At 67.6% G+C, this 15,722-nt stretch carries 16 protein-coding genes; 7 read left to right on the forward strand and 9 right to left on the reverse strand.

Annotated features, from left to right (window positions below; genetic code table 11):
- The first annotated feature begins 175 nt into the window (after nt 1–175).
- A complete protein-coding gene (locus tag ACP15J_RS04855) occupies nt 176–1,666 on the forward strand; it encodes an amino acid permease (protein WP_424980888.1) in 1,491 nt (496 codons plus the stop codon).
- A 135-nt stretch (nt 1,667–1,801) separates the two neighbouring features.
- On the opposite strand, the gene ACP15J_RS04860 is transcribed toward ACP15J_RS04855, so the two are convergent.
- Nucleotides 1,802–2,251, reverse strand: a complete 450-nt coding sequence (locus ACP15J_RS04860) for a VOC family protein (RefSeq protein ID WP_424937484.1) — start codon at nt 2,249–2,251, stop codon at nt 1,802–1,804.
- 103 nt (nt 2,252–2,354) lie between these two features.
- Between ACP15J_RS04860 and ACP15J_RS04865 the strand changes: the two genes are divergently transcribed.
- Both ACP15J_RS04865 and ACP15J_RS04870 read left to right on the forward strand, forming a co-directional pair.
- The gene (locus ACP15J_RS04865) at nt 2,355–3,359 is read left to right on the forward strand and encodes a helix-turn-helix transcriptional regulator (protein ID WP_424937483.1); all 1,005 of its coding nucleotides are present in this window, start codon (nt 2,355–2,357) and stop codon (nt 3,357–3,359) included.
- 46 nt (nt 3,360–3,405) lie between these two features.
- Nucleotides 3,406–3,786 carry a VOC family protein gene (locus ACP15J_RS04870; RefSeq protein WP_424937482.1) on the forward strand — a complete coding sequence of 127 codons (381 nt, stop codon included), beginning with the start codon at nt 3,406–3,408 and terminating at the stop codon, nt 3,784–3,786.
- On the opposite strand, the gene ACP15J_RS04875 is transcribed toward ACP15J_RS04870, so the two are convergent.
- Both ACP15J_RS04875 and bla read right to left on the reverse strand, forming a co-directional pair.
- Entirely contained in the window at nt 3,777–5,075 is a 1,299-nt protein-coding gene (locus tag ACP15J_RS04875; RefSeq protein ID WP_424937481.1) for a glycosyltransferase family 87 protein, read from the reverse strand. The genes ACP15J_RS04870 and ACP15J_RS04875 overlap by 10 nt on opposite strands.
- Before the next feature lie 238 nt (nt 5,076–5,313).
- Entirely contained in the window at nt 5,314–6,258 is a 945-nt protein-coding gene (gene bla / locus ACP15J_RS04880; RefSeq protein WP_424937480.1) for a class A beta-lactamase, read from the reverse strand.
- Nucleotides 6,259–6,433: 175 nt separating this feature from the next.
- Between bla and ACP15J_RS04885 the strand changes: the two genes are divergently transcribed.
- Together ACP15J_RS04885 and ACP15J_RS04890 are read left to right on the forward strand one after the other, a co-directional pair.
- Nucleotides 6,434–6,907, forward strand: a complete 474-nt coding sequence (locus ACP15J_RS04885) for a cupin domain-containing protein (protein WP_424937479.1) — start codon at nt 6,434–6,436, stop codon at nt 6,905–6,907.
- A gap of 188 nt (nt 6,908–7,095) precedes the next feature.
- Nucleotides 7,096–7,515 (forward strand): DUF1003 domain-containing protein, encoded by a 420-nt coding sequence (locus ACP15J_RS04890; protein WP_424937478.1) that lies wholly within the window; start codon nt 7,096–7,098, stop codon nt 7,513–7,515.
- A 49-nt stretch (nt 7,516–7,564) separates the two neighbouring features.
- Here the strand turns inward: ACP15J_RS04890 and ACP15J_RS04895 are convergent, their stop codons facing one another.
- The 6 genes from ACP15J_RS04895 to nrdH form a co-directional block, all read right to left on the reverse strand.
- Nucleotides 7,565–8,365 carry a carbonic anhydrase gene (locus ACP15J_RS04895; protein ID WP_424937477.1) on the reverse strand — a complete coding sequence of 267 codons (801 nt, stop codon included), beginning with the start codon at nt 8,363–8,365 and terminating at the stop codon, nt 7,565–7,567.
- 310 nt (nt 8,366–8,675) lie between these two features.
- A complete protein-coding gene (locus tag ACP15J_RS04900; protein ID WP_424937476.1) occupies nt 8,676–9,059 on the reverse strand; it encodes a hypothetical protein in 384 nt (127 codons plus the stop codon).
- A 226-nt stretch (nt 9,060–9,285) separates the two neighbouring features.
- The gene (gene nrdF, locus ACP15J_RS04905; RefSeq protein ID WP_197220697.1) at nt 9,286–10,263 is read right to left on the reverse strand and encodes a class 1b ribonucleoside-diphosphate reductase subunit beta; all 978 of its coding nucleotides are present in this window, start codon (nt 10,261–10,263) and stop codon (nt 9,286–9,288) included.
- A gap of 31 nt (nt 10,264–10,294) precedes the next feature.
- On the reverse strand, nt 10,295–12,439 hold the full coding sequence (gene nrdE, locus ACP15J_RS04910) for a class 1b ribonucleoside-diphosphate reductase subunit alpha (protein WP_424980846.1): 2,145 nt from the start codon (nt 12,437–12,439) through the stop codon (nt 10,295–10,297).
- Nucleotides 12,436–12,894 carry a class Ib ribonucleoside-diphosphate reductase assembly flavoprotein NrdI gene (gene nrdI, locus ACP15J_RS04915; RefSeq protein ID WP_424937475.1) on the reverse strand — a complete coding sequence of 153 codons (459 nt, stop codon included), beginning with the start codon at nt 12,892–12,894 and terminating at the stop codon, nt 12,436–12,438. The genes nrdE and nrdI overlap by 4 nt, the downstream gene beginning before the upstream one ends.
- 53 nt (nt 12,895–12,947) lie before the next feature.
- Nucleotides 12,948–13,181: a glutaredoxin-like protein NrdH gene (gene nrdH / locus ACP15J_RS04920; RefSeq protein ID WP_197220694.1), complete on the reverse strand. Its 234-nt coding sequence runs from the start codon at nt 13,179–13,181 to the stop codon at nt 12,948–12,950.
- Nucleotides 13,182–13,617: 436 nt separating this feature from the next.
- Between nrdH and ACP15J_RS04925 the strand changes: the two genes are divergently transcribed.
- Nucleotides 13,618–14,784 carry an MFS transporter gene (locus tag ACP15J_RS04925; RefSeq protein ID WP_424980889.1) on the forward strand — a complete coding sequence of 389 codons (1,167 nt, stop codon included), beginning with the start codon at nt 13,618–13,620 and terminating at the stop codon, nt 14,782–14,784.
- Complete coding sequence (locus ACP15J_RS04930; RefSeq protein WP_424937473.1) at nt 14,781–15,710, forward strand: sugar kinase; 930 nt, start codon at nt 14,781–14,783, stop codon at nt 15,708–15,710. Before ACP15J_RS04925 ends, ACP15J_RS04930 begins: the two co-directional genes overlap by 4 nt.
- Nucleotides 15,711–15,722 lie beyond the last annotated feature (12 nt).

Genomic DNA, 15,722 nt, shown 5'->3' on the forward strand with positions numbered 1-15,722 from the left:
GGCCTCATGATCGATCCACACGGAGGACGTGTCAACGGGCGACGCGGGGGGCCTTCGGAGCAACGGCGTCGCCCTTTTCTCGAAAGGCCATGCCATGAACGATCCCCATATCCGCGTCGGCGGAGACCCGGCAGACGCGCTGGAGAACCAGCGTGAGCTCACCGGCGACCGTCTCATGGCGGCGGAGGACTTCTCCAACGAGGAGGCGGGGTATCACAAGACGCTCCGCCCGCGACAGATCCAGATGATCGCGATCGGCGGGGCGATCGGGACGGGGCTGTTCATGGGAGCGGGCGGGCGCCTCGCCTCCAGCGGCCCCGCGCTCATCCTCATCTACGCCCTGTGCGGCTTCTTCGCCTTCCTGATCCTGCGCGCTCTCGGCGAGCTGGTGCTGCACCGGCCCTCCTCGGGCTCGTTCGTGTCCTACGCCAGGGAGTTCTACGGCGAGAAGCTCGCCTTCACCAGCGGGTGGCTGTACTTCCTCAACTGGGCCATGACCTCGATCGTCGACGTCACCGCCGCCGCGCTCTACGTCAAGTTCTGGGCCCAGTACTGGGAGCCGCTCCAGGCGGTGCCGCAGTGGGTGATCGCCCTCGTCGCCCTCGTGGTCGTGCTCTCCCTCAATCTCGTCAGCGTCAAGCTCTTCGGCGAGATGGAGTTCTGGTTCGCGATGATCAAGGTGGCCGCTCTCGTGGCCTTCCTCATCATCGGCACCTGCTTCCTCATCTTCGGAGGAGCCACCGAGGCCGGCGCCACCGGCTTCTCGGTGATCTCGGACAACGGCGGGCTCTTCCCCACGGGCATGGTCGCACCGCTGCTCGCCATCTCGGGCGTGGTCTTCGCCTACGCGTCGATCGAGCTCGTCGGAACCGCGGCAGGCGAGACCGCGAACCCCGAGAAGGTCATGCCGCGCGCGATCAACACCGTCGTCATCCGGATCGCGATCTTCTACGTCGGCTCCATCCTGCTGCTCTCCCTCCTGCTCCCCTTCAGCACCTACAAGGCGGGCGAGTCCCCCTTCGTCACGTTCTTCTCGCACATCGGCTCTCCCGAGACCGGGGTGATCGCCGGCTCGGTGATGAACTTCGTCGTGCTGACCGCGGCGCTGTCCAGCCTCAACGCCGGCCTCTACTCGACCGGCCGAATCCTGCGCTCCATGTCCGTCAACGGCTCGGCCCCCCGCTTCACCGCCGCCATGAGCCGCAACGGCGTCCCCTACGGCGGGATCCTGCTCACCGCCGTCATCACGCTCGTCGGCGTGGGAGTGAACGCGCTCTGGCCCTCGCAGGCGTTCGAGATCGTGCTGGAGGTGTCGGCGATCGGCATCATCGGCGGATGGGCGACGATCATCCTCTGCCAGCTGAAGCTCCACTCGCTCGCGAAGAAGGGCGTGCTCGAACGGCCTTCCTTCCGCATGTTCGGCGCTCCCTACACCGGCTACCTCACCCTTGCCTTCCTCGTCTTCGTGCTCGTCACGATGGGGTTCTCCGAGACTGGGCGGTGGGTGCTCGCCTCCCTCGTCCTCCTCATCCCCGCGCTCATCGTCGGCTGGTTCGCCGTGCGCAGACGCATCCTCGCCGCAGCCCAGGCCCGAGAGGGATACACCGGCACATTCCCGGTGATCGCCGCGCGACAGGCCACGGAGGCGCTGCGCGACGACGACTGAGCCGGCCGGCCCCGGCCATGCATCGGCTGCCGTCGCGCCTCTGCCGGCCCGGTCGCACAGATCGGGCCGGCAGAGGCGCATCCGTCCGGCGCAGGTGACCGTGTGGCTACGGTCTCCCTGCGCCGTGCCGGTTCCTCACCCGGCGACGCTCAGGACCCAGGTGACGCCGAACCGGTCCTGAAGCATGCCGAAGCCGGCGGACCAGGCCGAGGCGGCGAGGTCTTCGATCACCGTCGCTCCAGGGAGCAGGAGCTCCCAGCGACGACGCGCCTCGTCGAGGGTGTCCGCACCGAGCGAGAGGAAGAACGGCTGGTCGGTCAGCGTCAGCCCGTTCTCCCTTCGTGTCTCGCCCCGGACCGGTGGTGTCGCGCCGCCGGGGACGTCGTAGGCCATCATCGAAATCCCTTCGGCCCCGACGAGGCGGCCGAAGACGACCCTGTCGGCGTCGGGAAGCTCTGCGGGCATTCCGAGCTGGGCATAGGTGGTGACGGAGACCTCTCCGCCGAAGACCTCGCGATAGAACGCGAGCGCCTCCCGGGCGCTGCCGTCGGTGAAGTTGAGGTGGGGGGTGAGGGTGATCGACATGGGAGTCTCCTTGCTGTTCGATTGCGGCCGTTCCTCGGCCGTGAGCCCACGTTCTCCCATGAAGAGGTCAGTTCTTGTCCGCTACCGCAGGAAGAATGTCCCCATGATCGAAGGATCCGCTCGGCTTCTCTCCCTCCTCTCCCTCTTCCAGGTGCAGCGGGACTGGTCGGGACCGGCCCTCGCCTACCGGCTGGGCGTGAGCGTGCGGACCGTCCGCCGCGACGTCGAGCGGCTCAGGGCGATGGGATACGACGTCGATACGACGAAAGGCCCTGAGGGCGGGTACCGCCTCGGCGCAGGGAAGGCCGTCCCTCCCTTGCTGTTCGACGACGACCAGGCGATCGCCGTCGCCGTCGCCCTGCAGAGCGCGCCGGCGACGGGGGTGCGCATCGACGAGGCCGCCGAGCGGGCGCTCGCGACGGTGCGTCAGGTGATGCCGCCGCACCTGCGGCATCGGATGGATGCCATCCGGTTCGTCGGCGACCCGCGCGCCGAGCGGGTCGAGCCGGACGTCCTCGATGCCGTCAGCGACGCGACGAGGAACCGGATGACTCTGCGGTTCGGCTACCGGTCAGACCGCGCGAGAGACGAGGAGGGGCACGCCCCGGACGACGCACCGCCCCGCTCACGCTCTCGGCGCGCCGAGCCGCACGCCGTCGTCTCCCGTGAGGGACGGTGGTACATGATCGCCTGGGATCTCGACCGCGAGGGCTGGCGGATCTTCCGCCTCGACCGGGTCTCGCCGCGGCCCCCCTTCGGGCCTCCGTTCCTCCCCCGCACGATCCCCGGCAGAGACGCACGCGCCTACCTGAGCGCGCGTTTCAAGGGGTCTGCCGAGATCGATCGATGGCCGTGCGTCGGCGAGGTCGCCCTTGACGTCCCCGCCGCCGAGGCCGCCCGATGGCTTCCTGAGGCCGAGGTCGAAGAGCTCACGGAGCAGCGCTGCCGGGTCGTCCTCGGGTCATGGTCCTGGTCGGGTGTCCTCTCGCTCGTGCTTCGCTTCGGCGCGCCGTTCTCCGTGCTCTCCCCTCCCCCGCTCCGAGCCGAGGCGGCCGTCATGCGCGCCCGTCTCACCTCCGCCCTGTCGGATGTCGGCGACCCCGCGTAGCCTCTCCCCGACGGGAGACGCTCTCCCGCGCCGAGGAGGGTGCACCATGGACTGGAAGATCGAGCTCATCTTCGTACCGGTCACAGACGTCGACCGCGCGAAGGATTTCTACACGAAGATCGGCTTCAATCCCGATCACGATCAGACGCCGACCGAGGGCCTGCGCTTCGTACAGATGACCCCGCCCGGCTCCGCCTGCTCGATCGCCTTCGGCACCGGCCTCGAGATCGATCTCGAACCCGGCCGCCAGAACACGATCCAGGTCGTCGTCCCTGACGCGGATGAGGCGTTGGCCCACCTCCGGAGGCTCGGCGTCGATGCGCGCGGCGTCGAAGACCTGGGCTGGGGGCGGTTCGTGTTCTTCGACGACCCCGACGGCAACTCCTGGACGCTGCAGCAGCTGCCGGACTACGCCGCTCAAGCCTGAGCGGCGGTGCGTGCGGGGTTCCTGCCCCGCACGCACGCGCGGCTGCCCGTCGCGGGCAGGCGGTCACGCGCCGGGGAGCGCTCGAGCCTCGCGCTCATGTCCTCGTCCTGACGACGAGCGCCCCGAGAGAGGACGATGCCGACCGTGATCGCGCCGAGCACAGGAGTCAGCGCGATGAGCGCGGTCAGGGCCGGAGGTCCGACGCCCTGCAGGACGGAGTTCACATAGACCGAGCCCGTCAACTGCGTCGCGAGCAGCACACCGAGGACGCTGCGACACCACCGCCGTCGTTCCTGGCGCAGCGCAGCCACGAGGGCAATCGGGAGCGCGATCCAGTGATGGATCCAAGTGACGGGCGTTGCCAGACAGGCGACGAGCGAGAGCCAGAGCGCCACGAGCGCGCCCCCGTTCCGCCGGATCCGCAGAGCGACGAGAAGACCGCAGACGACGACCACGGTGCCGACGAGCACGGTCGGAACCGGCATGCCGAGCTGCGCGAGGACCCCGGAGATCCCGGTGTTCTGAAAGGTCGAGGCGTAGCCGAGGACGTCGACGCGTTCGCTGAGGCGAGGGAGTTGACGGAAGAAGTCCGCCGTCGACCGCGGATAGGCGATCGTTCCGACGATGAAGCAGACCGCCGCTGTCGCCGCGGCGACGGCGGCGTCTCGATAGCGGCGGGCGCACAGCAGGAAGAGGATCGCGATCGCAGGAGTGAGCTTGATCGAGGTCGCCACGCCGATGCCAATCCCCCGCGGCAAGGCCCCTCCGCCTCCGCGAGCGCGCGGGGCCAGGTCCACGACGACGAGCAGGAGGAGAAGGGCGTTCAGCTGTCCCATCATCACGTGCGCCGCCGCGATCGTGGAGCAGCACGCGACGACAGCCGCGAAAGCCTGCCATGCGCGACTCCATGAACGTCCTGCCAGCAGCACGACAGCCACCACCGCGATCATGTTGAGGCACGCCCAGAGCACGGTGAAGCCCGGGAAGGGGATCACATCGACCAGTCGGAACAGCGCGGCGGCGAAGGGCGTGTAGGTGAACGGCAGTCCTCCGCTCGGCATGAACGGCTTCTCCACCGTGCCGCGATAGAGGGCGTCGTCGAGCTCGGCGGCGTAGTAGTACACGCCGGCATCGGGCTGCCGCTGGTTCAGGAGGCTGCCGACCTGCATCCAGCCGACTGCGAGGATGCAGGCCATGAGGAGGAGCAGAGGGCGGAAGAGATCACGCCCCTGCAGGATGCCGGGGAGCCCGCGCTCGTTCGCCGTCCGCACAGCCACCCCGATCCCCACCATCGGAGACTATGGACCCGTGCTGCACCGTGGGACGTTTCCGGCAGGATCCGAGCGCGGACAGGGGACTATGAGGAAGACCCGCGGAGATCGGCCGCGCAACCGGATCCGCGACGGAGGCGACGATTCCACAGCCTTGCACGGGGACGCCGACACCCTGCGAACGACCGCGCTCGGAGATCTCCGGGCTCACGCGGCGGGAATGGCCGAGACACAGAGGCAGCCCGTCGTCCCGCGCTCAGCCGCCGGCCTCGCCGAGCAGGCCGAGTGCGGCGTCGGCCGTCCTCGCGACGAGGGCGTCGTCCCAGCTCGCTGTCGGATCGTTGCGCTGGGTCAGGATCGCGACGAAGACCGGATCGCCGCCCGGAGGAGTCACGACCGCGATGTCATTGCGCATCCCGCCCGCCCCTCCTGACTTGTCGGCGACGTTCCAGGCACGAGGCGCACCGGCACGGATGAGCGTGTCGCCCGTCGCATTGCCGCTCATCCATCGCTGGAGCGTCGCACGGCTCTCAGGGGTCAGCGCGTCGCCGGCGACGAGCGAGCGCAGGTCGCCCGCGAGCGCCCGCGGCGTCGACGTGTTGTCGTCAGAGCCCGGGACCAGGTCGTTGAGATACGGCTCCTCCTTCGTGAGCGCGGTCGTCGTGTCGCCGAAGCCGGCGAACGCCGACCGAACCGCCTCGGGTCCGCCGAGCCGCCGGAGGAGGAGGTTCGCGGCCGCGTTGTCGCTGGTCCGCACGGTGGCCTCGGCGAGTTCGTCGAGCGTCATGCCGTCGTCGATGTGCTGGCTGGTCACCGGCGCGTAGCCAGCGCGATCGATGTCCTCCTGCGTCCAGCGGACCCGCTCAGCCCGCTCCTCCGCCGAGAGGGTACGGAGCATGACGGCGGCGATGAGCGCCTTGACCGTCGAGGCGAACCCACGTCGCTCATCCGCACGATGCCCGAGCACCTGCGCTCCGCTGCCATCGATCACGCTGACTCCGACGCGCGCGTCGTAGGCCTGCTCCAGTTCACGGACGGCCGCGGAGAAGCGATCCTGCGGCGTCACCGGGGACGACGTGGGCATCGGTGAGGACGTACCGGTCGTCGGGATCGCGGACACCGGTGCGCATGCGGTCCCGCCCCAGGCCATCGCCGCGGCGATGATCGGAGCGACGATCCGCTTCATCGGGAGCAGAGCCATCCCGCCAGCCTGCACCGGCTTGCTGGGAGCCCGGCCGCAGGACGTGTCTTCGGTCGGGCTATCATCCGACGCCCGCCCCGACGACATCGCCAGGGTGTCAGAGTCCCCTGCGCTCGGCACCCCGACCCCGTTCGGACATATCGAGAACGAGGCCGAGCGCGTATCGTCGACCCCCATGAAATCTCGGCTGCTCGGTCTCGTGATCCTCCCCGTCACCCTCGCGGCTGCCAGCTGCACGACCGTCGTGAGAAGTCCTGACGCAGACACCGCGCTCACTCCCTCGCCGCCGGCGATGGCGGTGAAGGATCTGGGCGTGGGCGTCCGTCAGGACTCCGTCGGGCTGGAGGTCGAAGGCCCCGTCAGCGTGACCTTCCGGGAGATCACGATCCCGCCCGGCGGGAGCACCGGTATGCACTGCCACCACGGCAGCATCGTCGGCCTCGTCAAGAGCGGCACGCTGACGCACTACGCCCCCGTCTACCCGGACGGCGTGCACGTCTATCGGGCCGGCGACGCGATCGAAGAGGGCCCGGGATACGCGCACGAGGGCAAGAACCTCGACGACGAGCCGCTCGTGCTCCTGGCGACCTACGTGGTCCCGGAGGGATACCCGCTCGCCGAGACGGATCTCGGCCGCTGCTCTCGCTGAGGCCGCTGCTCGCTCTGCCACCGCTCGCGCCGTACCAGAGAGAGTGCTCCGCCCTCATCGTCGACCACACCCTGCCCCGCATGCAGGACGGGAGGCTTGCCGCCACCCCGTGTGAGGGGTGAGGACCGCCAGGGCGATCCCTCCGAGCGGGAGGGGCGTCGCGGCCCCTCCCGCTCTACGATTGCCCGATGACCCGACCGATCACCAACTGGCACACCGAGCACGCGGAGCAGCTGACCCGAGGACAGCGGGCTGCCGACCGCCTCCGCAACGGCATGGGGTCGTGGATGTTCATCGCGATCTTCGTCCTCTTCATGCTGGCCTGGGCGGTGATCAACCTCACCGAAGCCGCATGGGACCCCTACCCCTACATCCTCCTCAACCTGTTCCTCAGCATGCTCGCCGGCCTCCAGGGCGCGATCCTGCTGATCGCCGCGAAGCGACAGGACGCGATCGCCGCCGCTCTGGCTCAGCACGACTACGAGACGAACCTCGCGGCGAAGCACGAGATCGAGGAGCTCATGGAGATCAACCGGCTGCAGCTCGCGCTACTGCGCGAGCTGCACGCTTCGGCTCGGCCCGCCTCGTCCGATGGCGCGACGACATGACGGTTTGTCGGCGGCCTCGGACGAGGCACGCATGCGACAAGGTGAACGGTCAGCCGTTGGGATCCTCGGTGAGCTGACGTCCATGCAGGGGCTGGACGGGCCGATGGTTTTCCGGGTACACGGCGGTGAACGCAGAGAGCTCCTTCGCGGACACCGTCACCGGGTTCAGGAAGATCTCCCACTGCACGCCCTCCGTGCACGGTGGCGTTGTCAGCGATCCGGTGTACTGGACCCGCGGGGTTCCCGTGGGGATCACATGCGCAAGGTCGATCGGCGTCGACAGGGTCGTCGTCGGCGTCTCCGACACCTCGACGGGGATCCGCGAGAACAGCTCTGCAAGCTCCTGATTGCTCGCGCCCGCGTTCAGGAACACGCCGAGGACCAGTGTCTTCCCGTCCTTGCTCTTGTGCACGAGGTGGAGCTCGGCGTCGAAGCCTGCGCCGTCGACAAGATGCTCGCTGCTCGCATGGAAATGGAACTGCTGCAGGTCGTACGACACGCCACCCACAGTGACCGAGTTCGCGGTCAGGTCCTCAGGGACCGCCTCGATGGTGTGCCCGTTGTTCTCCACGGCGAAGACGGTCGGCTTGTACGAGACGTCCATGGTCGCACTCGGGTCAACGACAAGGGCGTCCCGGCGGATGTCGATCGGCGACTCGACGGAGTCGGGACGATCAGCGCAGAGCGGGTAGCGCGTGCTCCAGTCCTCACCCTCCGCGTAGGACGAGGGTGAGGGCGACGGGCTCGGAGAGCCTGCCGACGCCGTCGACGGCGCAGGTGAGGAACAGCCGGCGAGCAGCAGCAGTGCCGCTCCCGCAAGCGGCAGAAGACGAGTCTTCGAAAGGGTCATTCCGGTGATGTTAGGCCTCCTCCGCCCGTTCCGGCGCTCCCTGTCGGATTGCTCTGGAGAACAGCGTCGCATTCGAATCCCCGGCCTCTTTCCTGACCCGGAAGGGCCCTTTTCCTGCTCAGCGCACCAGCCCTTCGGTGCAGGTCATGCACTCACCCCTGCATCCTCACCGCCCCGCGCGGCGACAGCGTGTATTCCGGTTCGGTGCGGACGAAGACGGGCCGCCCGACCGCCACGACGCCACCCGCGACAGAGGTACGCGAGACCCCCGCACCCTCCGGGGAGGGTGCGGGGGTCTCGTTCTGACCATCTATTCCCTCGGCGGCTCCTTCGGCTGGGAGGGGATGAACACCGCCGCCACGAACAACACAACGAGGACGATTTTCAACCACGTGTACTCGTTGCCGAGCGCCATCGACGTCACGGAGACTGCCAGCCCGAAAAGGGCGAGGAAAATCCGGTGACTTACTGACATGACTCGCGCTCCAAACGGGTTACTGCCACTCCTGCCCCAGAACGTGCCGAAGGGGGCCATCGGCGTGAAGATGGGGCTCCAGTTGAAGAAGATTCCGCCTGGCGTGAGCCCGGCGTAGGCGAAGCCAAACGCCGCCACGATCTTTGAGATGAGCGGTTCGGGGATGAATCTGCCTCCGATACCGACGCCGGTACCGACGGCCTGGAGAGTCCATTTCATATTAGGCAACGGCAACGGCAACGGCAACGGCAACGGCAACGGCAACGGCAACGGCAACGGCAACGAGGAGCCTGGTATGGCTGCCGGCGCTCCCGTCAAGGCGCGAGCGGACATCCTCGTGGAGAAGATGCGGAGAAAAGACAGAAGGCCCCGCCGCGTTGCCGGTAGCCGGCTTTACCGCAGCGGGGCCTTACTCGTCAGGTGACTTTGCTCTGAGCGACCTCTCTCAGAAGTCCCAGTCGTCGTCCTCGGTCGCGACGGCCTTGCCGATGACGTAGGAGGAGCCCGAGCCGCTGAAGAAGTCGTGATTCTCGTCGGAGTTCGGCGAGAGCGCGGACAGGATCGCGGGGTTCACGTTCGTGACCGTGGAGGGGAACATCGCCTCGTAACCGAGGTTCATCAACGCCTTGTTGGCGTTGTAGTGCAGGAACTTCTTGACGTCCTCGGTCAGGCCGACGCCGTCGTAGAGGTCCTGCGTGTACTGCACCTCGTTGTCGTAGAGCTCGTAGAGCAGCGAGAACGTGTAGTCCTTGAGCTCGTCGCGTGTGGCCTGGTCGACCTTCTCCAGGCCCTTCTGGAACTTGTAGCCGATGTAGTACCCGTGCACGGCCTCGTCGCGGATGATGAGGCGGATGAGGTCGGCCGTGTTGGTGAGCTTCGCCCTGCTCGACCAGTGCATCGGCAGGTAGAAGCCCGAGTAGAAGAGGAACGACTCCAGCAGCGTGGAGGCGATCTTGCGCTTGAGCGGCTCGTCTCCGCGGTAGTCGTGGAGGACGATCTGCGCCTTCTTCTGCAGGTTCTGGTTCTCCACCGACCAACGGAACGCCTCGTCGATCTCCTTCGTCGAGCACAGCGTGGAGAAGATCGACGAATAGCTCTTGGCGTGCACCGACTCCATGAACGCGATGTTGGTGTACACCGCCTCCTCATGCGGGGTGAGCGCGTCCGGCAGGAGCGAGACCGCGCCGACGGTGCCCTGGATCGTGTCCAGGAGCGTCAGCCCCGTGAAGACGCGCATGGTGAGGGTCTGCTCCTCGGAGGTGAGCGTGTTCCACGACTGGATGTCGTTCGACAGCGGCACCTTCTCGGGCAGCCAGAAGTTGTTCACCAGACGGTTCCAGACCTCGAGGTCCTTCTCGTCCTGGATGCGGTTCCAGTTGATCGCCTGCACCTGCGTCGCACGCTTGATCTGCTCGGGGGTCATTTCTTCCTTCTCACGGATTCCGGTCAGCGGCTCAGAGCATGCACGAGACGCACTCGGTCATGTCGGTGCCCTCGAGCGCCAGCTGGCGCAGCCGGATGTAGTAGATCGTCTTGATGCCCTTGCGCCAGGCGTAGATCTGAGCCTTGTTGATGTCGCGCGTGGAAGCGGTGTCCTTGAAGAACAGCGTCAGCGACAGCCCCTGGTCGACGTGCTGGGTCGCGGCGGCGTAGGTGTCGATGACCTTCTCGTAGCCGATCTCGTACGCGTCCTGGTAGTACTCCAGGTTGTCGTTCGTCATGAACGGCGCCGGGTAGTACACACGACCGAGCTTGCCCTCCTTGCGGATCTCGATCTTCGACGCGATCGGGTGGATCGAGGACGTCGAATTGTTGATGTACGAGATCGAGCCGGTCGGCGGGACCGCCTGCAGGTTCTGGTTGTAGATGCCGTGCTTCTGGATGGACTCCTTGAGCAGTGCCCAATCCTGCTGCGTGGGGATGTGCTTGCCCGCGAACAGCTCCTTGACCTTCTCGGTCGCCGGAGCCCACGCCTGCTCGATGTACTTGTCGAAGAAGGTGCCCGACGCGTAGGTGGAGTCCTCGAAGCCGTCGAAAGCCTGGCCACGCTCGATCGCCAAGGCGTTCGAGGCGCGCAGCGCGTGGTAGAGGACGGTGTAGAAGTAGATGTTCGTGAAGTCGATGCCCTCTTCCGAGCCGTAGAAGACGCGCTCGCGGGCAAGGTAGCCGTGCAGGTTCATCTGACCGAGGCCGATCGCGTGCGAACGGTCGTTGCCGTCCTCGATCGAGCGCACGGATCCGATGTGGCTCTGGGTGCTCACGGCGGTGAGCGCGCGGATCGCGGTCTCGACCGTCTGGCCGAGGTCGTCGGCGTCCATCGCGAGGGCGATGTTCATCGATCCCAGGTTGCACGAGATGTCCTTGCCGATCTCCTTGTACGAGAGGTCCTCGTTGTAGGAGGTGGGCGTGTTCACCTGCAGGATCTCGCTGCAGAGGTTGGACATGTTGATCCGGCCCTTGATGGGGTTGGCCTTGTTCACCGTGTCCTCGAACATGATGTACGGGTAGCCCGACTCGAACTGGATCTCGGCGAGGGTCTGGAAGAACTCGCGCGCGTTGATCTTCGTCTTCTTGATGCGCGGGTCGTCGACCATCTCGCGGTACTTCTCGGTCACCGAGATGTCGCCGAAGGGCACGCCGTAGACACGCTCGACGTCGTACGGCGAGAAGAGGTACATGTCCTCGTCGTTCTTGGCGAGCTCGAAGGTGATGTCAGGGACCACGACGCCGAGCGACAGCGTCTTGATCCGAATCTTCTCGTCGGCGTTCTCGCGCTTGGTGTCGAGGAACCGCATGATGTCGGGATGGTGCGCCGAGAGGTACACCGCGCCTGCGCCCTGTCGCGCGCCCAGCTGGTTGGCGTAGCTGAAGCTGTCCTCGAGGAGCTTCATGACCGGGATGATGCCGGAGGACTGGTTCTCGATCTGCTTGATCGGAGCACCGGACTCACGGATGTTGGAGAGCAGCAGGGCCACGCCGCCGCCGCGCTTGGAGAGCTGCAGCGCAGAGTTGATGCCGCGCGCGATCGACTCCATGTTGTCCTCGATGCGCAGCAGGAAGCAGCTGACCAGCTCGCCGCGCTGCGCCTTGCCCGCGTTGAGGAAGGTCGGGGTGGCCGGCTGGAACCGACCGGAGATGATCTCCTCCACCAGGCTCACCGCGAGCTTCTCGTCGCCCTCGGCCAGCGCGAGGGCGGTCATCACCACGCGGTCCTCGAAGCGCTCCAGATAGCGCTTGCCGTCGAAGGTCTTCAGCGTGTAGCTCGTGTAGTACTTGAAGGCGCCGAGGAAGGTCTCGAAGCGGAACTTCTTCGAGTAGGCGAGGTCGTTGAGCTTCTGGACGAACTCGAACGAGTACTGGTCGATGACCGCACCCTCGTAGTACTCCTTCTCCACGAGGTAGTCCAGGCGCTCCTTGAGCGAGTGGAAGAACACGGTGTTCTGGTTCACGTGCTGCAGGAAGTACTCCCGCGCGGCGCGCTTGTCTGCGTCGAACTGGATCTTCCCGTTCGCGTCGTAGAGGTTCAGCATGGCGTTGAGGGCGTGGTAGTCGAGCCCCTCGTACGCCGGGTTGACCTTGAATGCGACCTGCTCGGTCACTGCGTCATGCTCTGCATGCTCAACTGTGATGCCCACCATCGTTCCAATCCGTCGGTCACCCGATCGACGTCGTCCTGTGTGCCGAAGAGTTCGAGCCGGTACAAGTGGGGCACATGGCACTTGCGGCTGATGATGTCGCCGGCGAGGCAGAAGGCGTCGCCGAAGTTCGTGTTGCCCGCCGAGATGACTCCGCGGATGTGGCGCCGGTTCCGCTCGTCGTTGAGGAACCGGACGACCTGCTTGGGGACGGCGCCCTTCTCCTCGCCGCGCCCCTGGCCGCCGCCATAGGTCGGCGTGACGAGCACGAAGGGCTCGTGGACGACCAGAGGCTCATCCGTGCGATACAGCGGGATGCGCCGGGCCGGAAGGCCGAGCTTGTCGACGAACCGTGCCGTGTTGCCGGAGATGCTCGAGAAGTAGACCAGGAGCGGCGCCGACGTGGCCAACGCAGTCATCTCATCCCCCTCTTCCTCGCGATCCGTCCGTCCCGCCGTCGCCGAGTCCCGCGTCAGGCGAGGCGGGTGGCGAGCGCGTCGATCTTGTCGGGACGGAAGCCCGACCAGTGGTCCTCGTCGGTGACGACGACCGGAGCCTGCATGTAGCCCAGCGCCTTGACCTGCTCCAGCGCGGCCGGGTCCTCCGACAGGTCGTGGATCTCGTACTCGATCCCCTTCGCGTCGAGCGCGCGGTAGGTCGCGTTGCACTGCACGCAGGCCGGCTTGGTGTAGACCGTGATCGACATTCTTGAGCCCCTTCTTCCCCTCGGAATCCTGATTTCCCCGGTAGACCTCCGCCGGGACTTCAATACTACATATGGGGATGGACATCGGGGCCAACCACAAGGGGTAGTAGTTACATCCGTGTAGTTTTCCACCGTTCTCCACGGGGACGCCACAGGGTTGTCCACCGATCCATCCACACCCCGCTGGCTGAGGAACGAGCTCGCGAGGCGCGGATTCCCGCGGTTCGATGAAGCGCGGGAAGAATCCATCCACAGGCCGGACGCTACGCCGGGCCGCCGACATCCCACAGGGTGTGGAAATCGCCCTCCGGCGTGTCGTCGGCGTGTCGTGCTCCGCCCCCTTCCGGGGCCTCTCGGAGCGCTCGCGCACCGGTAACGTGGACAGGTGGCCGCATCCGGATATCGCGAACTCCTGCGCACGCCCGGCGTCGCGCGCATGATCGCCGCTCAGCTGACGGCGCGCTTCCCCAACGGGATGTCGAGCCTGGCGATCCTGCTCCACGTCGAGCACATGACCGGCTCCTACGGCGCCGCGGGGCTGGCCCTCGCCGCGACCTCGGTGGGGCAGGCGGTCGCCGGCCCGATCACCAGCCGTTGGATGGGCGTCTGGGGCATGCGGCGGGTGCTCTCGCTCACCCTCTCCGTCTGCGTCCTCGCCTTCCTGGGCCTTGCACTGCTCCCGCTCGACATCGCGGGGTACATGGCGCTCGGGCTCGTCGCCGGCCTCTCGACCCCGCCCGTGCAGGCCGCGGTGCGCACCATCTACCCCAAGCTCGTCAACTCCTCGCAGCTGACCCCGCTCTTCTCTCTGGACGCCTCGCTGCAGGAGATCATCTGGATCCTCGCTCCCGTGGCGATCACCTTCGTCTCCACCCAGCTCGGCACCGTGACCGGCCTGCTGCTCGTCGCCGCGATCCTCGTCCTCGGCGGCAGCTGGTTCATCCTCTCCCCCGAGGTCGGCCGGGTGCGGATCCCGCGCAGCCGTCGCGGCTTCGGCGCGGTGGTGCTGAAGCCGCCCGTGCTGCTGGCGACGGTCATCGGCTTCCTCCTTATCGGCGCCTGCGCCGCGGTCGAGGTGGGCGTCGTCGCCACCTTCGATCACGGCGGTCTCGAGGCCGGCCTCGTGCTCGCCGTGTTCTCGGTGGGCAGTCTCGTCGGCGGCCTCGCGAGCGGAACGGTGCCGATCGGTCCGTGGGCGATGGCGCGGCGGCTCGCGATCGTCACGGTCGGACTCGCGCTCACGATGGTCTCGCTCAACGTCTTCTGGCTCGGGGGGACCCTGTTCGTCGCCGGGCTCGGCATCGCGCCCGCGCTCGCGGTGCTGTTCGCGATCACCACCGCGAGCGTGAAGTTCAGCGAGACCGCCGAGGCCTTCGGCTGGGCGGGGACCGGGCAGCTCATCGGTGCGGCGGCCGGGTCCGCGATCGCCGGGTTCCTCATCGACCAGACCGGCACCGCGCAGGGCGCCTATCTCGCCGCCACCCTCTTCGCCGGGGTCGGCCTCCTCGTCGCCGTCCTCTTCGTCCGTTCCTTCCCCGATCTCCGCCACCGCGACCCCAGCCCGATCCCCGACACAGAACCGGTATCCCTCCCGCCATCATGACGAACCCCGCCTCTTCCCCCTCCTCCGTCTCCGCGGCCTCCCCCGCCCTCGTGTGCGTCGGCGAGAGCATGATCCTGGTGACCCCGGCCGACGGCCCGCTCGCCTCGTCCTCCGCGGCGACCCTCGGAATCGCCGGTGCCGAGTCGAACGTGGCCGCGCAGGTCGCCGCCGCCGGCCATCGGGTGGCCTGGGCGTCACGGCTGGGCGACGACCCGTTCGCCGAGCGCATCCTCGACGAGCTCCGCCCGCGCGGCATCGACCTGTGGGTCGAGCGCGACGTCGAGGCGCCGACGGGTGTGATGTTCAAGGACCCGGGCGCGGCGTCGTCGTCGGTCTACTACTACCGGCGCGGATCGGCCGCCGCCCGCATGCGCGCGGGCTTCCTCGGGCCCGAGCGATTGGCGGGCGTGCGGATCGTGCACACGACGGGCATCACGCCGGCTCTCTCCCCCGACTGCGCCGCGATGGTGGACCGCCTGTACGCGGATGCCAGGGAGGCGGGGGCGCTGGTCTCGTTCGACGTCAACGACCGTCGTGCGCTGTGGGGCATCGACGAGGCCGCCGCCGTGCTCGCCCGGCTCGCCGACGCCGCTGATATCGCCTTCGTCGGACGGGACGAGGCCGAACGTCTCTGGGGAACCGCGACGCCGGCCGAGATCCGCGCCAGGATCCCCGGGGCCGGTGTGCTCGTGGTGAAGGACGGCGACGTGGGCGCGACGGCGTTCGTCACCGGGGCGGAACCGGTGTTCGTGCCCGCGCCCGTGGTCGACGTCGTGGAGCCGGTGGGGGCGGGCGACGCCTATGCGGCCGGCTTCCTCTCCGCCACACTCGACGACGCTCCCCTGGCCGCACGGCTCGCCGCCGGCCACGCGTCCGCCGAGCGCGTGCTCACGATCCCGCACGACCTTCCTCCGCTCGGGGCCTGACCTCTCGCACCC

The organism is Microbacterium sp. S308A+ (assembly GCF_049800815.1).
In the GTDB taxonomy this organism is placed as follows: domain Bacteria; phylum Actinomycetota; class Actinomycetes; order Actinomycetales; family Microbacteriaceae; genus Microbacterium.